Genomic DNA, 22,506 nt, shown 5'->3' on the forward strand with positions numbered 1-22,506 from the left:
TGATCCTAGCCAAAATAATGGACAGCACGTCCCTCTAAAGATAACGTAACTTTAATCTTTGGAGATTCAAGAAATGGCTATCTTGCGCAGCAATGCTGCTCAAGTCCTGAATTTAAACAGCAAGCGATTGATTATGCACTTTCAAACTCCCACGAACCTATAGCTGCAATCGCCCAGAAATTAGGTGTGGGTTATTCAACTTTAGACAAATGGATTCGTGAAGCCAATCCAGTGGGTTCAAGCAAACGTCAACTTTCACCAGAACAACAGCGGATCTTAGAATTAGAGAAAGAAGTCAAACAGCTCAGGGAAGCCAATGACATCTTTAAAAAAGCGCATGTGTACTTTCTGACAGATCATGCCAAGAAAAGTACACGGTAATTCAAGATCTGGATGTGAATGAAGTCACTGTATCTTCTGCCTGTCAATGCCTGGGTGTCAGCACTTCAGGCTATTATGCCTGGCGAAAACGCCAGACCAATCCAGCGCAGAAATATAATGATTTAAAAGCCGTATATTGGCAGCATCATGCACGATTGGGTGCACCTTCATTGGTACATGACATGCATGATTTAGGTTACAGCATGAGCGAACGAACCGTTGGAAGAATGCTTAAAAAGCTTGGTTTACGTAGCAGGATTGCACGTAAATACAAGCATACGACTGATTCAAACCATCGTTTGCCTACAGCGCCTAACTTGTTGGATCGTCAATTTACGGTCAATGAACCCAATAAGATCTGGACAACGGATATTACCTATATCCGTACTAAGCAAGGTTGGCTGTATTTATGTGTGATGCTGGATCTATTCAGCCGTCGTATTGTCGGCTGGCAAACCAGCCATCGAATAGACCGTCAATTGGTGTGTGATGCGTTTCATTATGCAATGGCTCGTCAGGGGTATCCAATGGGTGTCATGGTGCATTCGGACCAAGGCTCACAGTACTGTAGTCGTGATTTTAGGGCGCTATTATTGACGAATAACTGCGTTCAAAGTATGTCACGCAGGGGAAACTGTTGGGATAATGCAGTGACCGAAAGCTTCTTTCATACATTGAAAGGTCATGTGGTCCATGGCAGTGTGTTTGCCACTCGAAAAGAAGCGAATACAGTCTTGTTTGACTATATTGAGATTTATTACAATCGGGTCAGAAGGCATTCCGCAAACGGCTGGTTAAGCCCAGAAGCCTTTGAACAGAAATATTTTAAGAATTTAGAGGGATTTGTTGTCCACGATACTGTCTAGGATCAACCTTTTGATTTTGAAGCAATGTACTATGATAAAATTAATCCGTTAGGTCAGGTAGCCTAACTTAAATAAAAAGTCTCCGACAAACCCGGTACGGTTCACGCCAAGATTGCAAACTGTCGTAAAGACCATTTGCATAATGGCAAGCAGCATGCTTGTTAAAAATAATGCAGTCATTATTGTAGGTGATTTAAGTGCCAAGAAACTTGTAAAAACTAAACTAGCAAAATCTGTTTTAGATACAGGATTTTCAGCACTAAAAACAATGCTCAAGTATAAATGCGAGAACGCAGGGGTATTGTTTGAGGAAGTCAATGAAGCCTATACCTCCCAAACTTGTTCGTGCTGTGGTGAGATCACCGCAAGTAGTCCGAAAGGTAGGACAGGTCTTGGAATAAGAGAATGGGAGTGCGCGAGCTGTGGTACAGCTCACGACAGAGATAAAAACTCAGCTCTAAACATTCTTGCACTTGGGCATAAGCGTCTAGCAGTAGGAATCCCCGTCCTTTAGGGCGGGGAGGATGTCAAGTCACTCGCTTGCTATACCCTTCAAGCAGCTATGTTCGGCCGCATTAAGTAGGATCACAAACAATAGCTCAGTTCAGCCTATCGTTTAAAATACAAGATGATGATGGATAAAAAGCCTCTCGATTGAGAGGCTTGTTTGACCTAAGAGGCAATATTTTGTTGGTTTTGCAAAATGTATTGATTTTCAGGGCGTTTTAGACCTAGATTCTCTCGCAAAGTGCTGCCCTCGTATTGCGTACGGAATAAACCACGGCGTTGCAGCTCTGGCACAATGAAATTGACAAAATCATCTAAGCCCGCTGGTGTCGTTGGGGGTAATATGTTAAAGCCATCCGCTGCTTCATTTTCAAACCATTGTTGTAATTGATCGACCACTTGTGCAGGGGTACCAATTAAAGTCCAATGACCACGTGCTGAGGCAATATATTGATACAGCTCACGAATGCTAAACTGATGTTTACGTGCAATATCAATCATCATTTGCTGACGGCTAGAGAAGTTAATTTCGCTATCTTTTAATTGTGGGAAAGGCGCATCTAGATCATATTTGCTTAAGTCAACCCCACCAGATAAGCCTGATAATAGGCTTAAACCTACTTCAGGACGAATCAAGCTGTTGAGCAATTCATATTTTTCTTGCGCTTCTTGTTCGGTTTGAGCCACAAAAATTGAAACCCCAGGCATAATTTTAAGGTCGTCCGGTTGGCGGCCATATTTAAGCAGACGACTTTTTACATCGCGATAAAACTCCTGGGCATCAGCAAGGTTTTGCTGGGCTGTAAAGATAACTTCAGCATATTTACCTGCTAATGCACGTCCATCTTCTGACTGTCCAGCTTGGACAATGACAGGATAACCTTGTGGGGGGCGAGAGACGTTAAGGGCACCTTCAACTTTAAAATATTGACCCTGGTGCTTTGGTTCGTGCAGCTTTTCAGGATCAAAGAATTGACCGGCGTGTTTATCATAGATAAATGCATCATCTTCCCAAGAATCCCAAAGCTTTTGCGTCACTTCAATAAACTCATCTGCACGGGCATAGCGTTCATCGGCTTTAGGGTGGTGTTGTAAACCAAAATTACGTGCAGTATCAGGAGCTGCTGTGGTTACTACATTCCAAGCTGCGCGGCCTTGGCTAATATGGTCTAGCGAGGCAAACTTACGCGCTAAAATATAAGGGTCTTCATAGGTGGTAGATGCTGTTGCAATAAATCCAATATTTTTTGTGACAGCGGATAAAGCCGCAAATAAAGTCACCGGCTCAAAACCTACCCCTTTATCTCCTGCACCTAAAGCAGCTTCTGCTGCTGAACCCCAACGTACAGATAAACCATCAGCTAAGAAGTAGGCATCAAATAAGCCGCGCTCAGCAGTTTTGGCTAATTCTATTGCGTAACTTATATTTAAATGATCATGTGGCCGAGATTCAGGATGACGCCAGCCAGCAACATGTTGCGAGGTGGTTGGAATAAAAGCCCCAAGCTTAATTTGACGTTTGCTCATAGAATAACCTGCATATAAGAATAATTTTCTCTATAGCTATTCCAAAATCCATGCCAAATTATTTTTGAATATAATTCAATAACTTATTTTTTTTTGAATGCAGGTTATGCTGTTATACATACAAATCAAGCTTACATCTGTTGCTTATCATTCATCTCAAGAGGGCATATGTTCAGAAGAAAAATAAAAAACTCTTACAAAAGAAAAAACCTGCAAAGCGCAGGTGAGTCGTCGTTACATTGTTGTTATTACAGCCTTAAGTTTATTTAGGCTTGAACTCAATATAAGCAACTAACATGACAATTATGTGACTTGACAGGTAACACTAGGTAAAGATGTAAAGATGTTGTGTAAGTGATGTAAAGTGAATCCGAAGACATCAATACCTTAGCAGGATTTAAATTACAATGACGTAAACTGATACAGCTGTTAGGTTTTGCGCGTTTAAAAACTCGTTACATTAGTAAAGTCTTTAATCCAGTGCTATAGGGAAACACTATGCTAAGACGTCAAAAAAGTCGAACCAAACAACGCCAGCAACAGCAGCATGAAGTACAGCAGGCCCTTGAATTGCAACAACTAGAACAACAGCAGCAACAGCCACAAATGCGTACTAAACTGCCCCAACATCCTCGTGATCAGCAAGATAGCATGCATAAACAACGTTAAGATTCACCAGATTTGACCCAAAGTAAGTTACTTTGGGTTTTTTTATGCCAAAAAAATATTTTTTATCCGCAGTCTAAAGCAGCATCATATGTGAAAAAGGTCATATTTTTATTTGAATTAGATCTTAGTTGACATCATTTGGCCAAGACGATTCTAAAATTTTTCTTAAAGTTGCCACTTGTTCAGCACCTAAATGTTGGGCAAGTTGTTGCTCGATCTGTTGTAACTCACGTTGCGCCACGGCAGACATCTTACGACCTTGAACAGTAAATTGAACTAATTTGACTCGCTTATCTTGAGGATTATCACAAAGCTCTAAAAAACCTGCATTTACTCCCTCTGTCACCAATTGATGTACAGCCTGACGCGACACTTTAAGCTGTCGTGCAAGATCAGACATCGCCACAGGTTCAGGACCTAAATAACTATATAAACGTGCTGTAGACGGTGAGATATAACCATAACCATTTTTTTCCGCGTGTTTCATCAGGGTTTCTTCAATCCATTCAAGCCGGCTACGTAATAAGAAGCGTAGAGATTTCATAATAGTTATTAAGTCTTAAAGTGACGGTTTATTCTATAACAATCTTATTTTTTTCTCCATGCAGTGTTACGACTTTTTGCTAATAGGACAATTGTCAAGCTTGCTTGACAATTGGTTTGGGGTTGGCGAGGAATGCAACTTTTAAAATTTAAGGACAGCAAGATGACAAAAGCACAACATGAATCAGGGCGTAATGCGTTAATGACCATCGTGATCTGTTTCCTCATCGCCTTTATTGAGGGAATTGATTTGCAATCTGCCGGTGTTGCCGCGGCAGGTGTACGTGAACATTTTGGTCTAGATACGCAAAGTTTAGGTTTATTTTTTAGTGCCGCTATTTTAGGTCTGTTACCAGGCGGGCTGATTGGTGGACGTTTAGGCGACCGCATGGGTCGTAAAAAAATCTTAATGATCGCCGTGGCTTTATTTGGCCTATTTTCAATTTTAACCGCATGGGTGACCAGCTTTAATGGCTTGCTTTTTGCGCGTTTTATGACGGGTGTGGGTTTAGGTGCAGCATTGCCCAACCTTGTGGCACTGGCTTCTGAAGCGGTAAGTGAAAAAGCCCGTGGCCGTGCAATCTCACTGATGTACTGCGGTATGCCGATTGGTGGTATTGCAGTGTCATTACTTGCCAGTACTGCGATTGCCACAGATTGGAAAGTGATTTTCTATGTAGGTGGAGTATTACCGCTGTTGGTGCTTCCAATGATGTGGTGGTTCTTACCTGAATCTAAAGCATTTTTGGCAGCCAAGCAAAATAATACCCAGCAAACTGCATTTAGCGAACTTTGGAATCAACATTTTCGTGCACCGACCTTACTGCTATGGGTTGGCTATTTCTTCACCATGATGGTGGTGTATATGCTACTGAATTGGCTGCCATCTCTGTTGATGGATTTAGGCTTCCAAAAACAGCAAGCTACTTTGGTGCAGATGTTCTTCTCGGTGGGTGCATTCATTGGCACGATTGGTCTTGGGATTTTAGTTGACCGTTGGCAAATGAAGAACGTGATTGTGCTGATGTATAGCGGCATTGTACTGGGTTTAATTGCACTCAATACCTTTGAAAGCGTTTACGCAATGTACTTTGCTGGCGCATTGGTGGGTTGTTTCACCATTGGTGGACAAATGGTGCTGTATGCCTTAGGCAGCCAAGTGTATCCAACACAAATGCGTGGCACAGGTGTAGGTACAGCCATGACAGTCGGGCGTTTTGGTGCGATGGCGGGCCCTGCGGTGGCAGGTCAAGTATTGGTGATGGGCAGTGGTGCTACAGGTGTAATTATGGCATCTATTCCGGGCATCATCATTGCAGCACTGCTTATTTTAATTTTACTCAATATGTTGCAAAAACGCGCAGCATAAATTATCAGTCAAGCAAAGAAGGGAATAAACATGAACATACAGCAACAACAGTTTGGTTCAGTGGCTTGCATTGAGTTTGCAACAGATAAATTAAATGTATTATCGCATCCATTGCGTGAAGCACTGTATGCGGCGATCACAAATGCCTTAAACAATGAAAGCGTAAACAGCTTGGTGTTATATGGTGGTGAGAAAGCTTTTAGCGCCGGTGCAGACATTAGTGAGTTTGCCCAAGGCACACACTTAAAATTCCCTTCTTTACATGATTTGGTCAATTTAATTTCAGACGCACCAAAGACCATTGTGGCAGCTGTCGCGGGTCAAACGCTAGGTGGTGGTTTAGAACTGGCTTTAGCATGTCATGTACGTGTGATTGATGCCAAAGCGAAATTGGCGTTGCCTGAAGTGCATTTAGGTTTATTGCCGGGCGCAGCAGGCACACAATTGCTACCTCGTTATATTGGGGTAAGTGCAGCACTCAATGCCATTAGCACAGGTAAAGCGTTGAAATTAGCTGACCTCACGCAGACGCAATTGTTTGTTAGTTTAAGCCAAGGTCAAGTGCAACAAGATGCATTGGCTTGGGCAGAGGCCAATCCGCAGCCTGTAGCACATATTAAACACACTCAAGTGGTAAATGCAGAAGCTGACGTATTGGCAGCAGCACGCGCGAAATTGGGTAGCCAAGGCCCTGCGATTGTGCAAACTGCGATTTTAGATGCCATTCAAGCGGCAACAGAGCATGACTTTGCCCAAGGTTTTGCCAAAGAACAGGCTCTATTCCAAGCCTTAACTGCAACGGATATTTCAAAAAGCTTGCGTCATGCCTTCTTTGCAGAACGTATGGTGAAAAATGTACCCGGTTTAGATAGCACGATGCGTGCTCAACATATTCAAAATGTTGCCGTCATTGGCGCGGGCACCATGGGCAGCGGGATTGCGATTTGCTTCTTAAAAGCAGGCTTTAACGTCACTTTAATTGAAACCCAGCAAGCAGGTTTAGACCGTGGTTTAGGCCTAATTGGCAAATACTTTAGCCAACAAGTTGAAAAAGGTCGTTTAAGCGCAGAAAAAGCCGCAGCCATTCAAAGCCAATTAAAGACCTCTTTAGATTATGCAGAGCTTGCCCATGTTGAATTGGCACTTGAAGCGGTGTTTGAAGATTGGGATGTCAAAACTTCAGTATTACAAAAGATGGATCAATACCTGCCACAAGGTGCGATTTTAGCCAGCAATACATCCACACTTGATTTAAATCAATTGGCGCAAGTGACCAAACGTCCAGAAGCAGTGGTGGGTTTACACTTCTTTAGTCCTGCGCAAGTGATGCCATTACTTGAAGTGGTACGTACGACACATACTGATGATCAAACTTTATTGACGGCTTTGGATTTAGGTAAGCGTTTAGGCAAAGTGGCTGTGGTGGCAGGCGTCTGTGACGGTTTCATTGGTAACCGTATGCTGAATGAATATTTACGTATTGCGGGTTTATTGATTGATGCGGGTGCATCACCGTATCAAATTGACCAAGCTTTAGAAAACTTTGGTATGGCGATGGGGCCATTTCGGATGTGTGACATGGCAGGCAACGATATTGGTTACTTGATTCGTAAACAACAGTTAAAAGCCAATCCAAATAAAAAATTCTCAGGGATTGCGGATTTACTGTGTGAACAACAACGCTTCGGTCAAAAGACCCAAAAAGGTTGGTATGACTACAGCACGGGTAATCGCCGTGGTGAGGTCGATCAGGACGTATTGGCTTTAATTGATGCGTATCGTCAACAACAAGGCATTACGCCACAGCAATTTAGCGATGCTGAAATTGTCGCGCGTTGTATTAGTGCACTGGCTTTAGAAGGTTATCGTTTGCTTGAGGAAGGCATTGCCTTACGTGAATCAGATATTGATGTGGTGTATCTAGCCGGTTATGGCTTCCCACGCTGGCGCGGTGGCCCAATGTTCTTTGTTGGACAAAACCTGAATCAATTTCAACAGCAAGTGAACACATTTGCACAAGATGCAGTGGGCGACGCAAGTTTTTGGCAACTCCCTAATATTTTAAGCCAAAAGCTTAGCGCTTAACTTCAGCACTTTTTATAAAAATTCAAGCTTTACGCCTGTGACAGGAACGGTTACGGGCGACGCTCGAGGGTAAAATCATGAGTACATTACATTTACAACATTGGCCACGTCATTTATCACATGGTTTGTCTTATCCGCAAACAGGTGTCTACGAACATTTAAGTACCAATGCAAAACGTTATCCTCATAAAATTGCAGTCAATTACTATGGCAGCCAAGTGGATTACCACACCTTAAATACCCGTGTGGAACGTTTTGCTGGCTATTTAACTGAAAAATTGGCTGTGCAGCCCGGTGATCGTGTGGTGCTGTGCATGCAAAACAGCGTGGCATTTATGGTGGCTTACTATGCCATCTTACGTTGTGATGCTGTTGTGGTACCTGTCAATCCAATGAACAAAACTTTGGAACTCGAATGGTACATCACTGACACCGAAAGCCGTGTAGCGATTGTGGGTTCAGAAATGCTGGCAGAGTTTAGTCCGCTGCTGGGTGAAACTGTACTCGAGCGTATTATTGCCGCACGTTATGGTGATGATATTTTTGCCGATACCAAATTTGTGATTCCAGAAACGGTAAAAAATGCACCTGCGATTACCGAAAGCCAACAGGTGATTAATTTCCAAACGGCGTTACAACATACAGCGATCACCTATAACGCACAGCGCCAAGGCGAAGACCTTGCGGTGATTTTATATACTTCGGGTACAACAGCACATCCTAAAGGTTGTATGCTCAGCCACCGTGCTTTGGTTGCGCAAATCAGTACGCAGATCAACTGGAGCCCGTGGAATAACACCGCCAAAGTGTTATCGGTGACGCCATTCTTCCATGTCACAGGCATGATTAATGCCATGTGTCTGCCGATATATCTTGGTGCAACCACCTATTTAATGACCCGTTGGGATCGTGTCTGTGCAGCTCAAGTGGTGGATCTACATGGCCTCACCCATTGGTGCTGTATTCCCACTATGGTGGTCGATCTTTTGGCGATGCCAAATGTCAATCAATATAATTTCCGCTCACTCATCTGCGTTTATGGTGGTGGTACAGGGATGCCACATGCCATTGCTCAAGATTTTGAAACCTTAACAGGAATTGAGTTTATTGAAGGTTGGGGTATGACCGAAATGACTGCAGGGGTACATCTTAATCCCTATGGTCGTGGCAAACGTCAATGTTTAGGGGTGCCGTTATTTGAAGTGGATAGCCGGGTAATTGATCCAGACACTGGTTTAGAACTGGGTGTACGTCAAACTGGTGAAATTATCTCACGCAGTCCCTGTATGTTTAGTGGTTATTGGAAAAACCCGCAAGCCACTAAAGATGCCTTAATTGAACATGATGGACATACGTTCTTTAAAACTGGTGACGTCGGTTATTTCGATGAAGAAGGTTACTTCTTTATGGCAGATCGTCTCAAACGCATGATTAATGTCTCTGGCTATAAAGTATGGCCATCTGAAGTGGAAAGCATCTTATATAAAAACCACAACGTATTTGAAAACTGCATTATTCCATGCCACAAAACTGATCGTGGTGAAAGTGTCAAAGCTGTCGTGGTGTTAAAGCCAAATACAAGCATGACAGAACAAGAATTTAAAGATTGGTGCCGCGCCAATATGTCGGCTTATAAAGTGCCGAAATTTGTAGAATTTGTGGATGAACTCCCAAAAACTGCAAGCGGAAAAATCAACTGGCGTTTACTACAAGACAAGGAACTCAGCGCATGAACAGCTACAAAGCCCCTTTAAATGATCTCAGCTTTATCTTTAATCATCTGTTAGATCAAAAACAATTGGCCGAGTTGCCAGGTCTTGAAGATTTAGGTGTAGAACTATATGAATCTGTACTTGAAGAAGCAGGTAAATTTGCCAGCAATGTCCTTGATCCGATTAATGCCAGCGGTGACCGCGAAGGCTTAAAAATTGCTGATGGTGTGGTGACTACACCAAAAGGCTTTAAAGAAGCCTATCAACAATATACCCAAGCCGGTTGGAACAATATTTCACTTGAGCCAGAATTTGGCGGTCAAGGTTTACCCTATATTTTATCGACTGCAGTCAATGAAATTATGATGGGTGCCAATAAATCCTTTGTGATGTGTTCGGGACTCACCATTGGTGCCATTGAAGCGATTAGCCACGCAGCAAGCGATGAACTCAAACACAAATATTTACCAAAACTGGTATCAGGTGAATGGGGCGGTACTATGAACCTGACTGAACCAGGTGCAGGTTCAGATGTGGGTGCGTTAAAAACCAAAGCCATTGAGCAAGCGGATGGCAGCTACCGTATTCATGGTCAAAAAATCTTTATCACCTTTGGTGAGCATGACTTAACTGAGAATATTATTCACTTGGTATTGGCACGTCTTCCAGATGCGCCAGCAGGTGTACGCGGTATTTCACTGTTCTTAGTGCCTAAATTCTTGGTCAATGACGATGGTTCATTGGGCGAGCGCAACGATGTACGCTGCGTATCCATTGAACATAAACTCGGGATTCATGCCAGCCCAACCTGTGTTATGGCCTATGGCGATGACGAAGGAGCTTTAGGTTACCTCGTGGGTGAGAAAAACAAAGGTTTAGCAGCAATGTTCGTAATGATGAACATGGCACGCTTAACCGTGGGTATGGAAGGTGTAGCATTAACGGAACGTTCTTACCAAGCAGCACTTGATTATGCACGTGAACGTGTACAAGGCGCGGACGTGGCGACGGGTCAGCCAGTGGCCATTATTGAACATGCCGATGTGCGTCGTCAGTTACTCAGCATGAAATCTAACGTAGAAGCCATGCGTGCGATTTCATTGTTTATTGCCCAAGCTCAAGATATTAGCTTACGTCATCCAGATGCTGAAGTGCGTGCCTATAACCAAGGCTTAGTTGATTTACTGATTCCTGTATTTAAAGCATGGGCCACTGAAACTGCACTCAAAACCACCACCACAGGTATTCAAGTACACGGCGGTTTAGGCTTTATTGAAGAAACGGGTGTGGCACAATATTTACGTGATGCTGTCATCAGCGTGATTTACGAAGGTACGACAGCCATTCAAGCGGCTGACTTAGTCGGTCGTAAGATTGTCAAAGACCAAGGCAAAAACTTAGGCGTGTTGCTGGGCTTGATGAAAGAAACCTTAGCTGAAGTACAAGCCAAGGCAGAGCTTGCTGATATTGCAACTGAGTTTGGCAACGCAATTGAACTATTAGAAAGCCATAGCCAACTGATTGCACAGCAATTTATGCAATCAACTAAGGATGCATTATCAGTTTCTGTACCGTATTTAATGCTAACCGGTATTGTCGTGGGTGCTTGGCAACATGCCAAGAGCGCAGTCAAAGCCGCTGAATTATTGGCACAGGCCCAAGGCAATGCCAACTTCTTAAAAGCTAAAGTCCAAACTGCACGTTTCTATCACACCATGGTATTAGCTGAAATTTATGGTTTAGCGCACAGCGTTCAACATGCTGGTAGCGTCGTGACTGATTTTAGCAATGACTATTTTATTGACTAAGGAGTGAGAGATGTCTGTTGACTATCAAGCAATCATTAATGATTTAGTCGCGCCTCCAATCCATACCTTTTTGGGTGGAAAGATTGAGCATTTCGATGCTGAGCAGACGTTGATGCGCGTGAGTTATCAATCTCGAGCTGAGTTTGCCAATCCGATGGGTATGTTACAAGGCGGGATGTTAAGCGCAATGCTTGATGATGCGATGGGTTTATTTGCATTTATCGGTCATGACGCTCAGCCTGCTGCCACGGTCAATATGACTGTGAACTTCTTACGTCCTACTCAGCTTAAACAAGTCGATGTAGAGGTGTACTTTGTGCGCCGTGGTCGCAAGATTTCCAATCTTGAAGCGATTGCATGGCAAGACGGTAAACAAGTGGCAAAAGTTGCAGCGGTTTTTACTGTGATCTAATGCAGAGCAGATGTGGTGGTAATCACCGCCACATCTTCAATCCCTGACTTTTTAATTTATTTTATAGCGCATTTGTGGCTATGAAAGGCATATTCTTGTCTTAAGGAAACAGACAATGACTACAAAAATATATGGATGCATATTTTTAGGGTTAATCAGCAGTTCAACATTTGCTGATTTTATTCAAGACAGTCAAGTCACGTTGACTGCACGTAATTTTTATTTAGATCGTAATTTTACCGCCCCAGATGTGACGCAACCTGCGGCCAAAGAGTGGGCACAAGGTTTTATCCTGAATGCCAAGTCTGGTTTTACTGAAGGTCCAGTTGGCCTCGGTCTAGATGTGTATGCTGGTACAGGGATTAAACTGTGGGCTGATCAAGAGCATTCTTTGGGCACGGGTTTATTGCCTGTAAATAGACCCAGCCTAGAACCTACAGACAGCTACGGCGAAATTGGGCTAACGGCGAAGGCTAAAATCAGTGAAACTGAAATCAAAGCAGGAACATTATTTCCTTTAAATCCAGTTTTGGTGGGCTCACCTGCGCGTTTATTACCACAGACTTATCGTGGTATTGCACTTGAATCGAAAGAATTAGACAAAGTCAAAATTGAGGCAGGTTATGTCGATCGAGTGAATCATCGTGACTCGACCAACTACGAAAAAATTCGTCTCTCTGCGGCCAATATGAAGTATACAGGGGTGGAAACTTCAGGTTTACACTATATTGGTGGGTACTACTACTTGCGTCCTGAAACGACGTTTGCTTTGTATCATGCCAATTTACATGAAGTCTATGATCAATACACCTTTTGGGCACGTAATACTTATCAATTGAATGATCAATGGAGTTTATATAATGACTTTCGTTATTTTAGAACCGTTGATTCAGGCGATAGTTTAGCTGGTGAGATTGATAACCATCATGGCAACATGGTCATTGCTTTACATAAGGATCAACATAAGTTTAGTTTAGGTTATATTCATAACTCAGGTGAAACAGGTTTTCCTTATTTAAGTGGCGGCGAAGCCAATACCTATTTGGATGCTTGGTCAACTGACTTCTTAAACCCTAATGAAAAAGCATGGTCAGTACGTTATGATTATGACTTTAAAGATCACATTCCTGGTTTACGTTTAATGACACGTTATACCAAAGGCGATGAGATTGAATTGGTGAATTTGGTGGGTGACGATCGTGAACTTAAAGAGCGTAAGTTTGGTATAGAGCTGTCTTATCAGTTACAAACAACTGCCTTAAAAGGTTTAAATATCCGCGTACGTCACGAGGATTATAAAAATGACTTTGGCCCTAAAGCCACTTTTAAAACCGCCAAAGAACAACGTGTTAATATTGACTACACCTGGAAGTTTAAATAAAACCACGCTTGGCTGAAAAGCACAGACCTGCGACAGAGAAAAAATTTCGGTTTTTTAAGCATGCAGATGACCAATACTGTTTGCTTAAAAAATCACCTAAACTTATGCACTTAAGTGCAGATTAAGGTAATCTAATCTCTCAATTTGTTTATTTAAATAGTGTTATGGCGATCTTACTGAATAAACGTAATACATTCCTAGCGTTGGCTGGTGTGTGTATATTGAGTTTAACGGCTTACCAATATAGTCGTGCACATATCAATCACAAGCGAGTTGAATCGGTAATTTTACATGATCAAAATATTCAAGATGAATATGGTCAAATCGAAGATTATCATATTGAAAATGTTCAGTTCTATTTAGACCACAGTCAAATACAGTCTTATCACTATGATTTATCCATCACAGGAAATAAAAAATCAGGTGAAATTGCATTACACATGCAACAGATCCCAGAACAAGAGGGTTATCGTTATAGCATTCAATCCAATCTGTCCCTATTAAAAAATTAAAAATTTCGCAGCGGAATCCCAAGACCTCAGGTAAGATCAAGACTTAACAGCTAAAATAATGAGGAAAAAATGTATAAAATGATCTTGTTGTTTACTACAGGCTTGGTACTGAGTGCCTGTAGCAGTCATACTCCATCCACGAGTCATCAGGTTGTGGGCATGGCCAACCCTGCTAGTGTTTACTGTCAGCAACAGGGCGGTCAAAGCGTGACGCGTAATACTGCGCAAGGTCAAGTGAGTGATTGTCATTTGCCAGATGGGCGTGTCGTTGAAGAGTGGAGCTTATTGCGCAGTCAAAAAGATCAATGCCAAGCTCAGTATGCTGCCAAATTGGTTGGGCAAAAAAACTTAAGCGAAGATGATATTAAAATCATGACTCAATCGGGTGAAGTACGTATAGTCAAACCTAATCAACCGGTCACTTTGGATTACCGCAGTGAGCGTGTGACAGTGGTCACCGATGATAGCAACACAGTGCTTAAAGCCAGTTGTGGTTAAATCGCCTGTATTTGCTGTTCAATGACGCGAATAAGCTGGGTTAATACAGATTGCATGTGATCATTCCAAGCAAAAGAGCAGTTTAAGCGTAAGCCTTGGCGTTGTTCAGAAAAAACACAAAATAAAGAACTGGGTGCAATAGCAATATTGCGCTCAAGTAATGTTTCATAAATACTCATACTGGCAATGCCAGGCGGCAGTTTAATCCATAGGAAATAGCCACTATGGTAATAATAAATTTCACAGCCTTTAGGTAAGTGCTGCTCCAAAAATTTAAAGAATAGTTTTTTTTGCTTTTCGAGATTTTTACGTAGTTGACGTAAATGCTTTTCATAATGATGTTTGCTAATAAACTCAACCAAAGCGTGTTGTAATAGGCTGTTGGCAGAGATTGTACTCATGAGTTGTAAGTGTTGGATCTTGGCAGAGAAAGCACCTGCATGTACCCAGCCTAGACGAAAACTTGCCCCCAAGGTTTTAGAAAACGAAGAACAGTGTAATACCCAATTGGCATGATCAAAGTACTTCATCGGTAAAGGACGGGTATTAGAAAAATAGAGCTCCTCATAGACATCATCTTCTATTAAATACACTTGATATTCGTCAATCAAGGCAGCAATTTTGGCTTTAATTTCATTACTCACATTAAAGCCAATCGGATTATGGCTGTTGAGCATTAACCAACAGACTTTAATTGGATATTGTTGTAAAATTTGCTCAAAAGCTTGTAAATCAAAGCCATAAATAGGATGTTCGGGCAGCGTAATCACTTTTAAACCCAAACGTTCAGCTGCTTGCCAAGCCCCGTAGAAAATATGTTGCTGTAAAATAATATAGTCGCCAGCATGGGTAATGGCTTGCAGAGCCAAATTTAAGGCATCTAAACAGCCCGAAGTAATCACAATATCGTCGGCATGAGTGGCAACGCCATGCATGTTGTAACGCTGTGCAATCAATTGACGTAATGCCAGCTTACCCGGTGGTAGACTCTCATGAAGGGTATAGCTACTCGGCTCACGTGCCAATTGCGCCATGATTTGAATCAACTTTTTGCTCATCACTAAGCTATCTTCAGGAAAAGCAGATCCTAAAGGAACAATCTCAGCGGATTGTATCGATTTTAAATACTTAAACACTAAGGAGTTGATCGATACATCTTGATGAAGGGCTACACGGGCTGGGGGCACAGCGAGATGCTGTTGTTGCGGGCTAACAAAATAGCCTGACTTCTCCTTGGCATAAATCAGGCCTTGTGCTTCTAAACTTTGATAGGCATTCATGACCGTCATTAAGCTTAAACCGCTATCTGCAGCCTGATCACGCAAGGACGGAAGTTTTTGATGGGCACTAAAAGACTGGTTTTCAATTAAAACTCGAATGTTATGAGCCAGTTGTTCAGCTTTATACATGCCTAATCCACTTTAATTTGACTCAGCAGGCTGAGTGTTGCAGCTTGTTGATTTAAAGACCCATATCGGCATTAATCGCAAACACCACGCCAATACAAAATAAACTACAGTAAATAAAAAACCAAAGCAGCATACGTTTAAAGGCTTTATCTGAAATCGAGCTATCGGCATATTTGGGTGCTGGTTTTGAAGGGCGCTCTTGCATTTTTGATTCTCACATTTAAATCAAAGGAATAACTGTATTATGCAAAAGCGCTTTTTTAAATATTAGATACAGAAAAAAGCAAAAAAACTATAACAGATCACCAGGGAAATGCTTAAAACTGACTGATTTGCTCAGGTTTTGGTACAGAATTTAACCCTTTAAAGCCAAAAGTGTGACGGTTATTTAAGATGAAATCGACACGCTGATTTAACATCTGTTCAGTGATGGGTTGTTTCAGTAAGAAATAATGACTTAACAGTGGACCAATCATTTCATTGAAGACTAAATGGGGATCATAATCTCGAGGCCACTCACCACGTTCAATTGCATGGGTAAAAATCTTTTGCCCGATCTGCATTCTCTCTTGCCAGAGTGCCAATGTCATGTGTTGTAGTTTAGGCTCTAGCTCAGGATTAAATGCTAACATGATCAGAGTTTTACCAATTTGACTTTGTAAGAAATTACAAATTAAACCCAAGCTATGGCGTAAATCTTGGGCAAGATTACCTGTATGAACTGGGACAAGCTGGTTTTGAGCAAATTCACTAATGGCTTCCATCATGAGTGCTTCACGTGTTGCCCAGCGCCGATAAATTGTGGTTTCGTGCACATTAGCACGTGCAGCAATTTGGCTAATATTGAAACCCATATAGCCTTGTTCAATCAGTTCAAATAATGCATGTTTGAGTACATCTTGACGTACTCGTGCACTGCGACCACCGGTGCGTTTTTTAATCATTGTTGTCGACATAATCGGAAATTAAGTATGAAGTATTATGTATTGAAGTGTACAAAATAATCGTCAAGAAATCTAATCTATTAAATGCAAGTCACTTTGCTTTAACTAGCATCAAAGTTACATGACTCTATCTATTTGTATTAGGAATTAGAGTTTTAAAAATAAATTGAAAATCCATTACATAAAATGCTGAAAATTTAATCGAAGTTATACATTACATCGGCATATTTAGCGATATGGTTAATCAGGATGATATTACCAGCATCATGTCTATCTTTTGCTATAAAAACGAAATGAGGAACATCATGAATAAGAAGACCGTGAGCCAGATGGGCGGACAAGATCGCCCGGATCGTCAAAACAGTAATAAAAAGCTAGAACAACTTGATGCCCATCGTCGTGATGCCACCGAGCAGGCTTTAACCACCAATCATGGGGTTAAAATTGCAGATAATCAAAATAGTTTAAAGTCCAGTACTCGTGGCTCGACTTTACTCGAAGACTTTATTTTACGTGAAAAAATCACGCATTTTGACCATGAACGTATCCCTGAACGAATTGTGCATGCACGTGGTGTAGCAGCGCACGGTTTTTTTGAAGCTTATCCGGGCAATGACAAATGGACCAAAGCTGGCTTTTTAACAGACAGCAGCATCCAAACTCCAATTTTTGTACGTTTTTCCACGGTGCAAGGCCCACGTGGTTCGGCAGATACTGTGCGTGATATTCGTGGTTTTGCGATTAAGTTTTATACCGAAGAAGGTAATTTTGATTTAGTGGGAAATAATGCGCCAGTATTTTTCATTCAAGATGGCATTAAATTCCCCGATTTTGTGCATGCAGTAAAACCAGAGCCAGATACAGAGATTCCAACGGGTGCATCCGCACATGACACCTTCTGGGACTTTGTGTCTTTAGTGCCTGAATCCGCGCATGCTGTCATGTGGGCCATGTCAGATCGTGCCATTCCACGTAACTTACGTTCCATTCAAGGCTTTGGGGTACATACTTTCCGCTTGATTAATGCCAAAGGTGAAGCAGTATTTGTGAAATTCCATTGGACACCAAAGCAAGGTTTGGCTCAGCTAGTTTGGGATGAGGCACAAAAATTAGCAGGTAAAGACCCCGATTTCCATCGCCGTGATTTGTATGAAGCGATTGAGAAGGGCTTTTATCCGGAATGGGAGTTGGGCGTACAGATTGTGCCAGAACAAGATGAGATGAAATATGACTTTGATCTGCTTGATCCGACCAAAATCATTCCTGAAGAACTTGTGCCTGTCACTCCAATTGGTAAGTTTGTCCTGAATCGCAATGTTGATAATTTCTTTGCTGAAACTGAGCAAGTTGCCTTCTGTCCAGGGCATATTGTCCCTGGAATTGACTTTACCAATGATCCCTTATTACAAGCACGTTTATTTTCCTATACCGATACTCAATTAAGCCGTCTGGGTGGCCCGAACTTCCATCAAATTCCGATCAATAAAGCGGTATGTCCATTCCATAATAATCAACGTGATGCCTTACATCAGCATCATGTGCATAAAGGCCAAGCTGCCTATCAGCCCAATTCAATTGATGGCAATTGGCCAGTTGAAACCCCACCTGCTGCCAGCCAAGGTGGTTTTGAGAGCTATCAAGAACGTATTGATGGCCGCAAGATTCGTGAACGTAGTCCATCGTTTGCTGACCACTTTACTCAGGCACGTTTGTATTATCAAAGCTTAGCAGCGCACGAGCAAAAGCATGTGGTAGATGCTTATGTCTTTGAGTTGGGTAAAGTCGAACGTTTACATATTCGTGAGCGTGAGGTACAAGAGGTGTTAGCGAATATTGATATTGACCTAGCCCGTCAAGTGGCAGAGCAATTGGGTATTGCCTTAAAAGCGGATGCCAAAGCGCAAAGTCAAACGATTGATAAAACCTCGGCCAAACTTTCGATGCAGGCCTTTATTCCTGACGATATCAAAGCACGCAAAATTGCGGTCTTGGTGCATGATGGTGCCAATGCAGCGCAAGTTAAAGCCATTCAGGATTGGGCTAAAGCTGAAAATGCGGTCGCAGAAGTGTTGACTCCCACACCTGCTCCAGTCAAAGATCATAAAGGCAAGGAAATTGCTTCAGATGGTATGCAAAAAGGTGAACCTTCAATTGCTTATGATGCAGTCGTGATTGTCGATGGCGATAATTTAGATGCGGTGAAGAAAGATGGTGTCGCTAAACATTATCTGCTAGAAACCTACAAGCATTTAAAACCGATTGTATTTTTAGGTGATAAAGCAGAGTTGATAGGCTTACTGGGCTTAGAAGAAGATGCTGGTCTATTTAAGGCAGATGACTTTAAAACGATTGCTGATGATTTTAAAGAGAGCATTCGTCAGCATCGGATTTGGGCACGTGAGCCAGCTGCTGAAGGTATTCCTGCTTAAATCTTGACAAAGAAAAAGCCCACGATGGTGGGCTTTTTTCGTTATACTGCAATTTGTATTAAATGATTTAGAAAATCTAGCATGCATAAAGATATCATTGAAGAACAGAAATTGGTGTGTGAACAATATGGCTCTGCCTATCGTGCGGTAAATGACCAAGATGTGATTGCCATTGCAGTCAAATCCTTAACTGAAGAGAGCATTGTTGGGATTCGCAATTTGCCTGACAGTGATGGTATAGCATGGTTTATCTATGGCGGTGAACTAGATGATGCAGATGACTTTTTTCAAACCATGAGTGTGAAAGAGTTAGAAGAGGTATTTCCTGAAGCACTACCATTTTTAGCACTCGATACGGGCTATCGTTTTTTAATTGATCATGACGAATATGAAGATGTATGGCGTGAAGGCGAGTTAGATCTCTAAACTCCAAGCTTACAAAGCCCACGATAGTGGGCTTCATTTTAAGGCGCTTGTACAGTGATTAAAGCGAGGCTAATGCGATCAATATGTTGATATTGGCTTTGTTCTAATTCCTCACCAAATACATCGGGATCAATTTCTTGATACTGCCACTCATAGGTTGGATAATCTTGCATAAAAATTTTAATCGCGGTGTAAAGCAAATTGTTGTCTTGGGAAATTGCTGCACCGCTATATAAAAATAAATGCCCTTGTGGGCTTAACTGATGTATTGCCTGTTGCAAAATAGCAAAGGCCATTTCTGCGCCATCTAATTGTCCACCATGTCGATATTGACGTTGCTCGTCATCGACCAAATACGGTGGATTGGCAAAAATAAAATCAAACTTTTGATCAATATCTTGCAACACATCACTTTGCGCTAAGACCAAATTCACCTTGGCAGCCTTGGCATTGACTGCGCTAAAGCTTAAAGCCTGTGGATTGATATCAATACCAGTCATGTGCTTAATTTTAAACGTAAGCATCCGCTGAACCCCATACCTATTTTTTAATTTTGGTCGGGTTGCCACCGGTGTGGCAGTAATTCTTCAATTTGGGTCACTTTGTGTGTCGGTAGCCTTTTCAGCACATCACTTAAATAGGCATACGGATCCAAGCCATTGAGCTTTGCTGACTGGATTAAAGTCATGATATTGGCAGCTCGTTGGCCACTGCGCAGCGAGCCAGCAAACAGCCAGTTCTTGCGTCCTAAGGCCCAAGGTCGCATCTGATTCTCTACCCAATTATTGCAAATCGGTAGATTGCCATCATCCAGATAGCGGCTTAAAGCTGGCCAACGCTTCAGCGTGTAATTGATGGCCTTGGCGGTGGGAGAACTCGATGGCACCGTCAGTTGATGTTGGTTGAGCCATTCATACAGTTGTTGCATCACCGGTTGACTATGCTGTTGTCGGTATTCGCGGCGCTGTTCTGCTGTACCATCGGTCTTTTTTCTGAGTTCTGCTTCTATGGCATACAGTTTCTGAATCAGCACTAATGCCTGTTCAGCGACCTGACTTTTTTTGGTCACATGCAGTTCATGGAATTTACGACGCGCATGCGCCATACAGCCCACCTCAACGACCTGGCCTGATTTAAAGCGTGCTTTATAACCACTGTAATCATCACAAACCAGATGACCCTGCCAGTTTTTCAGGAACGCTTCAGCATGCTGACCTGAACGACTATCCTGAAAGTCATAGATCACGGCTTGAACCGGATTGTACTGTGTGGTGGCATAGGCCCAGACATAACCTTTCTTCGGTTTTTTCTCATCATCACCCATCCGCATGATGGTGACTGGTGTTTCATCTGCATGCAGCACCCGCTGTTGCAGCACCACCTGTTTTAAGGCATTGGCCAGAGGTTCCAGTTCTACACCGCAGCGACCTATCCAGTCAGATAAAGTGGATCTGGACAGATCAATGCCAGCCCGCTGATAGATCAGGCGCTGACGGTACAGCGGTAAATGATCGGCATACTTCGATACCAGCACATGGCTGAGCAGTTCAGGACTGGCAATACCTTTATCAATCACATAGGCGGGCATCGCTTGCTGAGTCAGGGTATCACACTGATCACAGACCCATTTGCCACGGACATGCTGTTCCTTGTAGAACTGTGCCGGTCTGAAATGCAGTTTTTCACTGATATCTTCGCCGATACGACGTAACTGGCAGCCACAACTGCATTGGGTTGATGCAGGTTCATGCTCAATACGGATGGTGTGTAGATGATCTGGCAGCAGTCGACGTTTAGGTTTGTTGACTGTGGCTTTCTGTGTCGCTGCATCGGTTTTATCTGCATTTAATCGTTCTAATTCCAGATCAACGGCTGCGATATCTTCTTCGACCGCTTCGTCCCATAGATGGATTTGTTTTGCGGTGAGATGTTCGTTTTTACTGCCGAATTTATGCTTTTTAAACAGCGCCAGTTCATGCTCGTATTTTTGATTGAGAATAGAAAGATGCTGAACTTTGGCATCCAATTGCTGGTTTGATTTTTCTAATTCTTGATTTGATTGTGCCAGAGACTGATGCTGCATTGCCAACTGCTGGGTAAATTCCAGCAGTTGTTCATGGGTCAGTTGGCTTAAGTCAGGCAGCGTATTCATGATCGCAGTATGCCTGAGGTCATGACGCAGAGGAAATAGAACGTTTGGAGAATAGCAGAATAACCGAGCTTGGTTTAGAGCATTGTGACCACTTGCTGTCGTCCAATGCGCTGCCAGGGCAAACCCTGGATTAATGCCTGTAACTGTTCCGGGTTGAGGGCCACGGTTTCACCTTGGTGAACTTGAGCCCAGTGGAATTTTCCCTGTTCCAGCCGCCTGGCACACAGCCAGATGCCCAGTCCATCATGTACCAGCACTTTCATACGATGGCCACGTTTATTACAGAACAGGTAAGCACAATGCGGTTTAATGTAGCCAAAGGCTCTCACCACCTGAGCCATGACAGTATCCATCCCTGCTCGCATATCCAGAGGTTGGGTAGAAAGCCAGATTTCATCAATGCGGATCATGTTGCCAGTGCCTTGAGTAATTCTGCTAAAGCAGATATTTCTGATACTTGCCATTTCAAGCCAATTTCTGCTTTTGAGTGGGGTAAAGTAATTTGAACCTTTAACATGTCAGTAGGAGTAGGATCTAATGGTGCAGAGCAAGATAAGGCAATAAATGCAGGTTTATTCGGTAGTGGTGAGCGATCACTCCCTGGCTTAGCATCAATTAAGCGAATCCATTTGGATACAAGATTTGTATTCAATCCATGTTGCAAAGCGACCGAAGCAATTGAAACGTCCGGTGCTTTACAAGCCTGAACGATCTGCTGTTTAAATTCAGCACTGTATGTTCTTCGTTTTTTCGCAAGAGATGCGATGGATGTCTGGTGATTTGTAGTCATAAATTTTAGTCCCCACTTGTTTTTAAGTGGGGACTAAATTAAGGCTTATAGGATGAATTCATAAGGTGTGTTCAGCGGACGCTTAC

The 22,506-nt window shown here is 42.5% G+C and carries 21 protein-coding genes and 1 pseudogene; 13 read left to right on the top strand and 9 right to left on the bottom strand.

Features of this window, described 5'->3' with window-relative positions:
• Positions 1-54 precede the first annotated feature (54 nt).
• Both AC5YCD_RS14745 and AC5YCD_RS14750 read left to right on the top strand, forming a co-directional pair.
• A protein-coding gene (locus AC5YCD_RS14745) for an IS3 family transposase (RefSeq protein ID WP_496128783.1) occupies positions 55-1,247 on the top strand; the annotation gives its coding sequence in 2 pieces (ribosomal slippage) (positions 55-334 and positions 334-1,247; 1,194 coding nt in all).
• Positions 1,248-1,346: 99 nt separating this feature from the next.
• Positions 1,347-1,761, top strand: a pseudogene (locus AC5YCD_RS14750) (RNA-guided endonuclease InsQ/TnpB family protein); the annotation flags it as partial.
• A gap of 158 nt (positions 1,762-1,919) precedes the next feature.
• Here the strand turns inward: AC5YCD_RS14750 and AC5YCD_RS14755 are convergent.
• A complete protein-coding gene (locus tag AC5YCD_RS14755; protein WP_496130753.1) occupies positions 1,920-3,281 on the bottom strand; it encodes an LLM class flavin-dependent oxidoreductase in 1,362 nt (453 codons plus the stop codon).
• A 498-nt stretch (positions 3,282-3,779) separates the two neighbouring features.
• Between AC5YCD_RS14755 and AC5YCD_RS14760 the strand changes: the two genes are divergently transcribed.
• Positions 3,780-3,950, top strand: a complete 171-nt coding sequence (locus AC5YCD_RS14760; RefSeq protein WP_496130754.1) for a hypothetical protein — start codon at positions 3,780-3,782, stop codon at positions 3,948-3,950.
• Positions 3,951-4,074: 124 nt separating this feature from the next.
• On the opposite strand, the gene AC5YCD_RS14765 is transcribed toward AC5YCD_RS14760, so the two are convergent.
• Positions 4,075-4,494: a MarR family winged helix-turn-helix transcriptional regulator gene (locus AC5YCD_RS14765; RefSeq protein ID WP_496130755.1), complete on the bottom strand. Its 420-nt coding sequence runs from the start codon at positions 4,492-4,494 to the stop codon at positions 4,075-4,077.
• A gap of 162 nt (positions 4,495-4,656) precedes the next feature.
• Between AC5YCD_RS14765 and mhpT the strand changes: the two genes are divergently transcribed.
• From mhpT to AC5YCD_RS14805, 8 genes are all read left to right on the top strand, one after another.
• Positions 4,657-5,862 (top strand): 3-(3-hydroxy-phenyl)propionate transporter MhpT, encoded by a 1,206-nt coding sequence (gene mhpT / locus AC5YCD_RS14770; protein ID WP_496130756.1) that lies wholly within the window; start codon positions 4,657-4,659, stop codon positions 5,860-5,862.
• A 30-nt stretch (positions 5,863-5,892) separates the two neighbouring features.
• Entirely contained in the window at positions 5,893-7,947 is a 2,055-nt protein-coding gene (locus AC5YCD_RS14775) for a 3-hydroxyacyl-CoA dehydrogenase NAD-binding domain-containing protein (RefSeq protein WP_496130757.1), read from the top strand.
• Between the two features lie 77 nt (positions 7,948-8,024).
• Positions 8,025-9,680 carry a long-chain-fatty-acid--CoA ligase gene (locus tag AC5YCD_RS14780; RefSeq protein WP_496130758.1) on the top strand — a complete coding sequence of 552 codons (1,656 nt, stop codon included), beginning with the start codon at positions 8,025-8,027 and terminating at the stop codon, positions 9,678-9,680.
• The gene (locus AC5YCD_RS14785) at positions 9,677-11,467 is read left to right on the top strand and encodes an acyl-CoA dehydrogenase (RefSeq protein WP_496130759.1); all 1,791 of its coding nucleotides are present in this window, start codon (positions 9,677-9,679) and stop codon (positions 11,465-11,467) included. Before AC5YCD_RS14780 ends, AC5YCD_RS14785 begins: the two co-directional genes overlap by 4 nt.
• 10 nt (positions 11,468-11,477) lie before the next feature.
• Positions 11,478-11,879 carry a PaaI family thioesterase gene (locus tag AC5YCD_RS14790; RefSeq protein ID WP_496130760.1) on the top strand — a complete coding sequence of 134 codons (402 nt, stop codon included), beginning with the start codon at positions 11,478-11,480 and terminating at the stop codon, positions 11,877-11,879.
• 115 nt (positions 11,880-11,994) lie between these two features.
• The gene (locus AC5YCD_RS14795) at positions 11,995-13,260 is read left to right on the top strand and encodes an OprD family outer membrane porin (protein ID WP_496130761.1); all 1,266 of its coding nucleotides are present in this window, start codon (positions 11,995-11,997) and stop codon (positions 13,258-13,260) included.
• A gap of 164 nt (positions 13,261-13,424) precedes the next feature.
• Entirely contained in the window at positions 13,425-13,772 is a 348-nt protein-coding gene (locus AC5YCD_RS14800; RefSeq protein ID WP_496130762.1) for a hypothetical protein, read from the top strand.
• Between the two features lie 69 nt (positions 13,773-13,841).
• Complete coding sequence (locus AC5YCD_RS14805) at positions 13,842-14,270, top strand: I78 family peptidase inhibitor (protein WP_496130763.1); 429 nt, start codon at positions 13,842-13,844, stop codon at positions 14,268-14,270.
• On the opposite strand, the gene AC5YCD_RS14810 is transcribed toward AC5YCD_RS14805, so the two are convergent.
• The 3 genes from AC5YCD_RS14810 to AC5YCD_RS14820 form a co-directional block, all read right to left on the bottom strand.
• The gene (locus tag AC5YCD_RS14810) at positions 14,267-15,679 is read right to left on the bottom strand and encodes an aminotransferase-like domain-containing protein (protein ID WP_496130764.1); all 1,413 of its coding nucleotides are present in this window, start codon (positions 15,677-15,679) and stop codon (positions 14,267-14,269) included. The two genes, AC5YCD_RS14805 and AC5YCD_RS14810, sit on opposite strands and share 4 nt — an antisense overlap.
• Positions 15,680-15,731: 52 nt before the next feature.
• On the bottom strand, positions 15,732-15,884 hold the full coding sequence (locus AC5YCD_RS14815) for a hypothetical protein (RefSeq protein WP_496130765.1): 153 nt from the start codon (positions 15,882-15,884) through the stop codon (positions 15,732-15,734).
• A 112-nt stretch (positions 15,885-15,996) separates the two neighbouring features.
• Positions 15,997-16,635 carry a TetR/AcrR family transcriptional regulator gene (locus AC5YCD_RS14820; protein ID WP_496130766.1) on the bottom strand — a complete coding sequence of 213 codons (639 nt, stop codon included), beginning with the start codon at positions 16,633-16,635 and terminating at the stop codon, positions 15,997-15,999.
• A gap of 317 nt (positions 16,636-16,952) precedes the next feature.
• Between AC5YCD_RS14820 and katE the strand changes: the two genes are divergently transcribed.
• Both katE and AC5YCD_RS14830 read left to right on the top strand, forming a co-directional pair.
• Positions 16,953-19,052, top strand: a complete 2,100-nt coding sequence (gene katE / locus AC5YCD_RS14825; RefSeq protein WP_496130769.1) for a catalase HPII — start codon at positions 16,953-16,955, stop codon at positions 19,050-19,052.
• An 81-nt stretch (positions 19,053-19,133) separates the two neighbouring features.
• Entirely contained in the window at positions 19,134-19,478 is a 345-nt protein-coding gene (locus tag AC5YCD_RS14830; RefSeq protein WP_496130767.1) for an immunity protein Imm33 domain-containing protein, read from the top strand.
• 38 nt (positions 19,479-19,516) lie between these two features.
• Here the strand turns inward: AC5YCD_RS14830 and AC5YCD_RS14835 are convergent, their stop codons facing one another.
• The 4 genes from AC5YCD_RS14835 to tnpA form a co-directional block, all read right to left on the bottom strand.
• On the bottom strand, positions 19,517-19,978 hold the full coding sequence (locus AC5YCD_RS14835) for a methyltransferase (protein WP_496130768.1): 462 nt from the start codon (positions 19,976-19,978) through the stop codon (positions 19,517-19,519).
• Positions 19,979-20,025: 47 nt separating this feature from the next.
• Positions 20,026-21,630: an IS66 family transposase gene (tnpC, locus tag AC5YCD_RS14840; RefSeq protein WP_496128784.1), complete on the bottom strand. Its 1,605-nt coding sequence runs from the start codon at positions 21,628-21,630 to the stop codon at positions 20,026-20,028.
• Positions 21,631-21,704: 74 nt separating this feature from the next.
• Positions 21,705-22,040: an IS66 family insertion sequence element accessory protein TnpB gene (gene tnpB, locus AC5YCD_RS14845; RefSeq protein ID WP_164709242.1), complete on the bottom strand. Its 336-nt coding sequence runs from the start codon at positions 22,038-22,040 to the stop codon at positions 21,705-21,707.
• Complete coding sequence (tnpA, locus tag AC5YCD_RS14850; protein WP_218999213.1) at positions 22,037-22,420, bottom strand: IS66-like element accessory protein TnpA; 384 nt, start codon at positions 22,418-22,420, stop codon at positions 22,037-22,039. Before tnpA ends, tnpB begins: the two co-directional genes overlap by 4 nt.
• Positions 22,421-22,506 lie beyond the last annotated feature (86 nt).

The organism is Acinetobacter sp. CY05 (assembly GCF_059515805.1).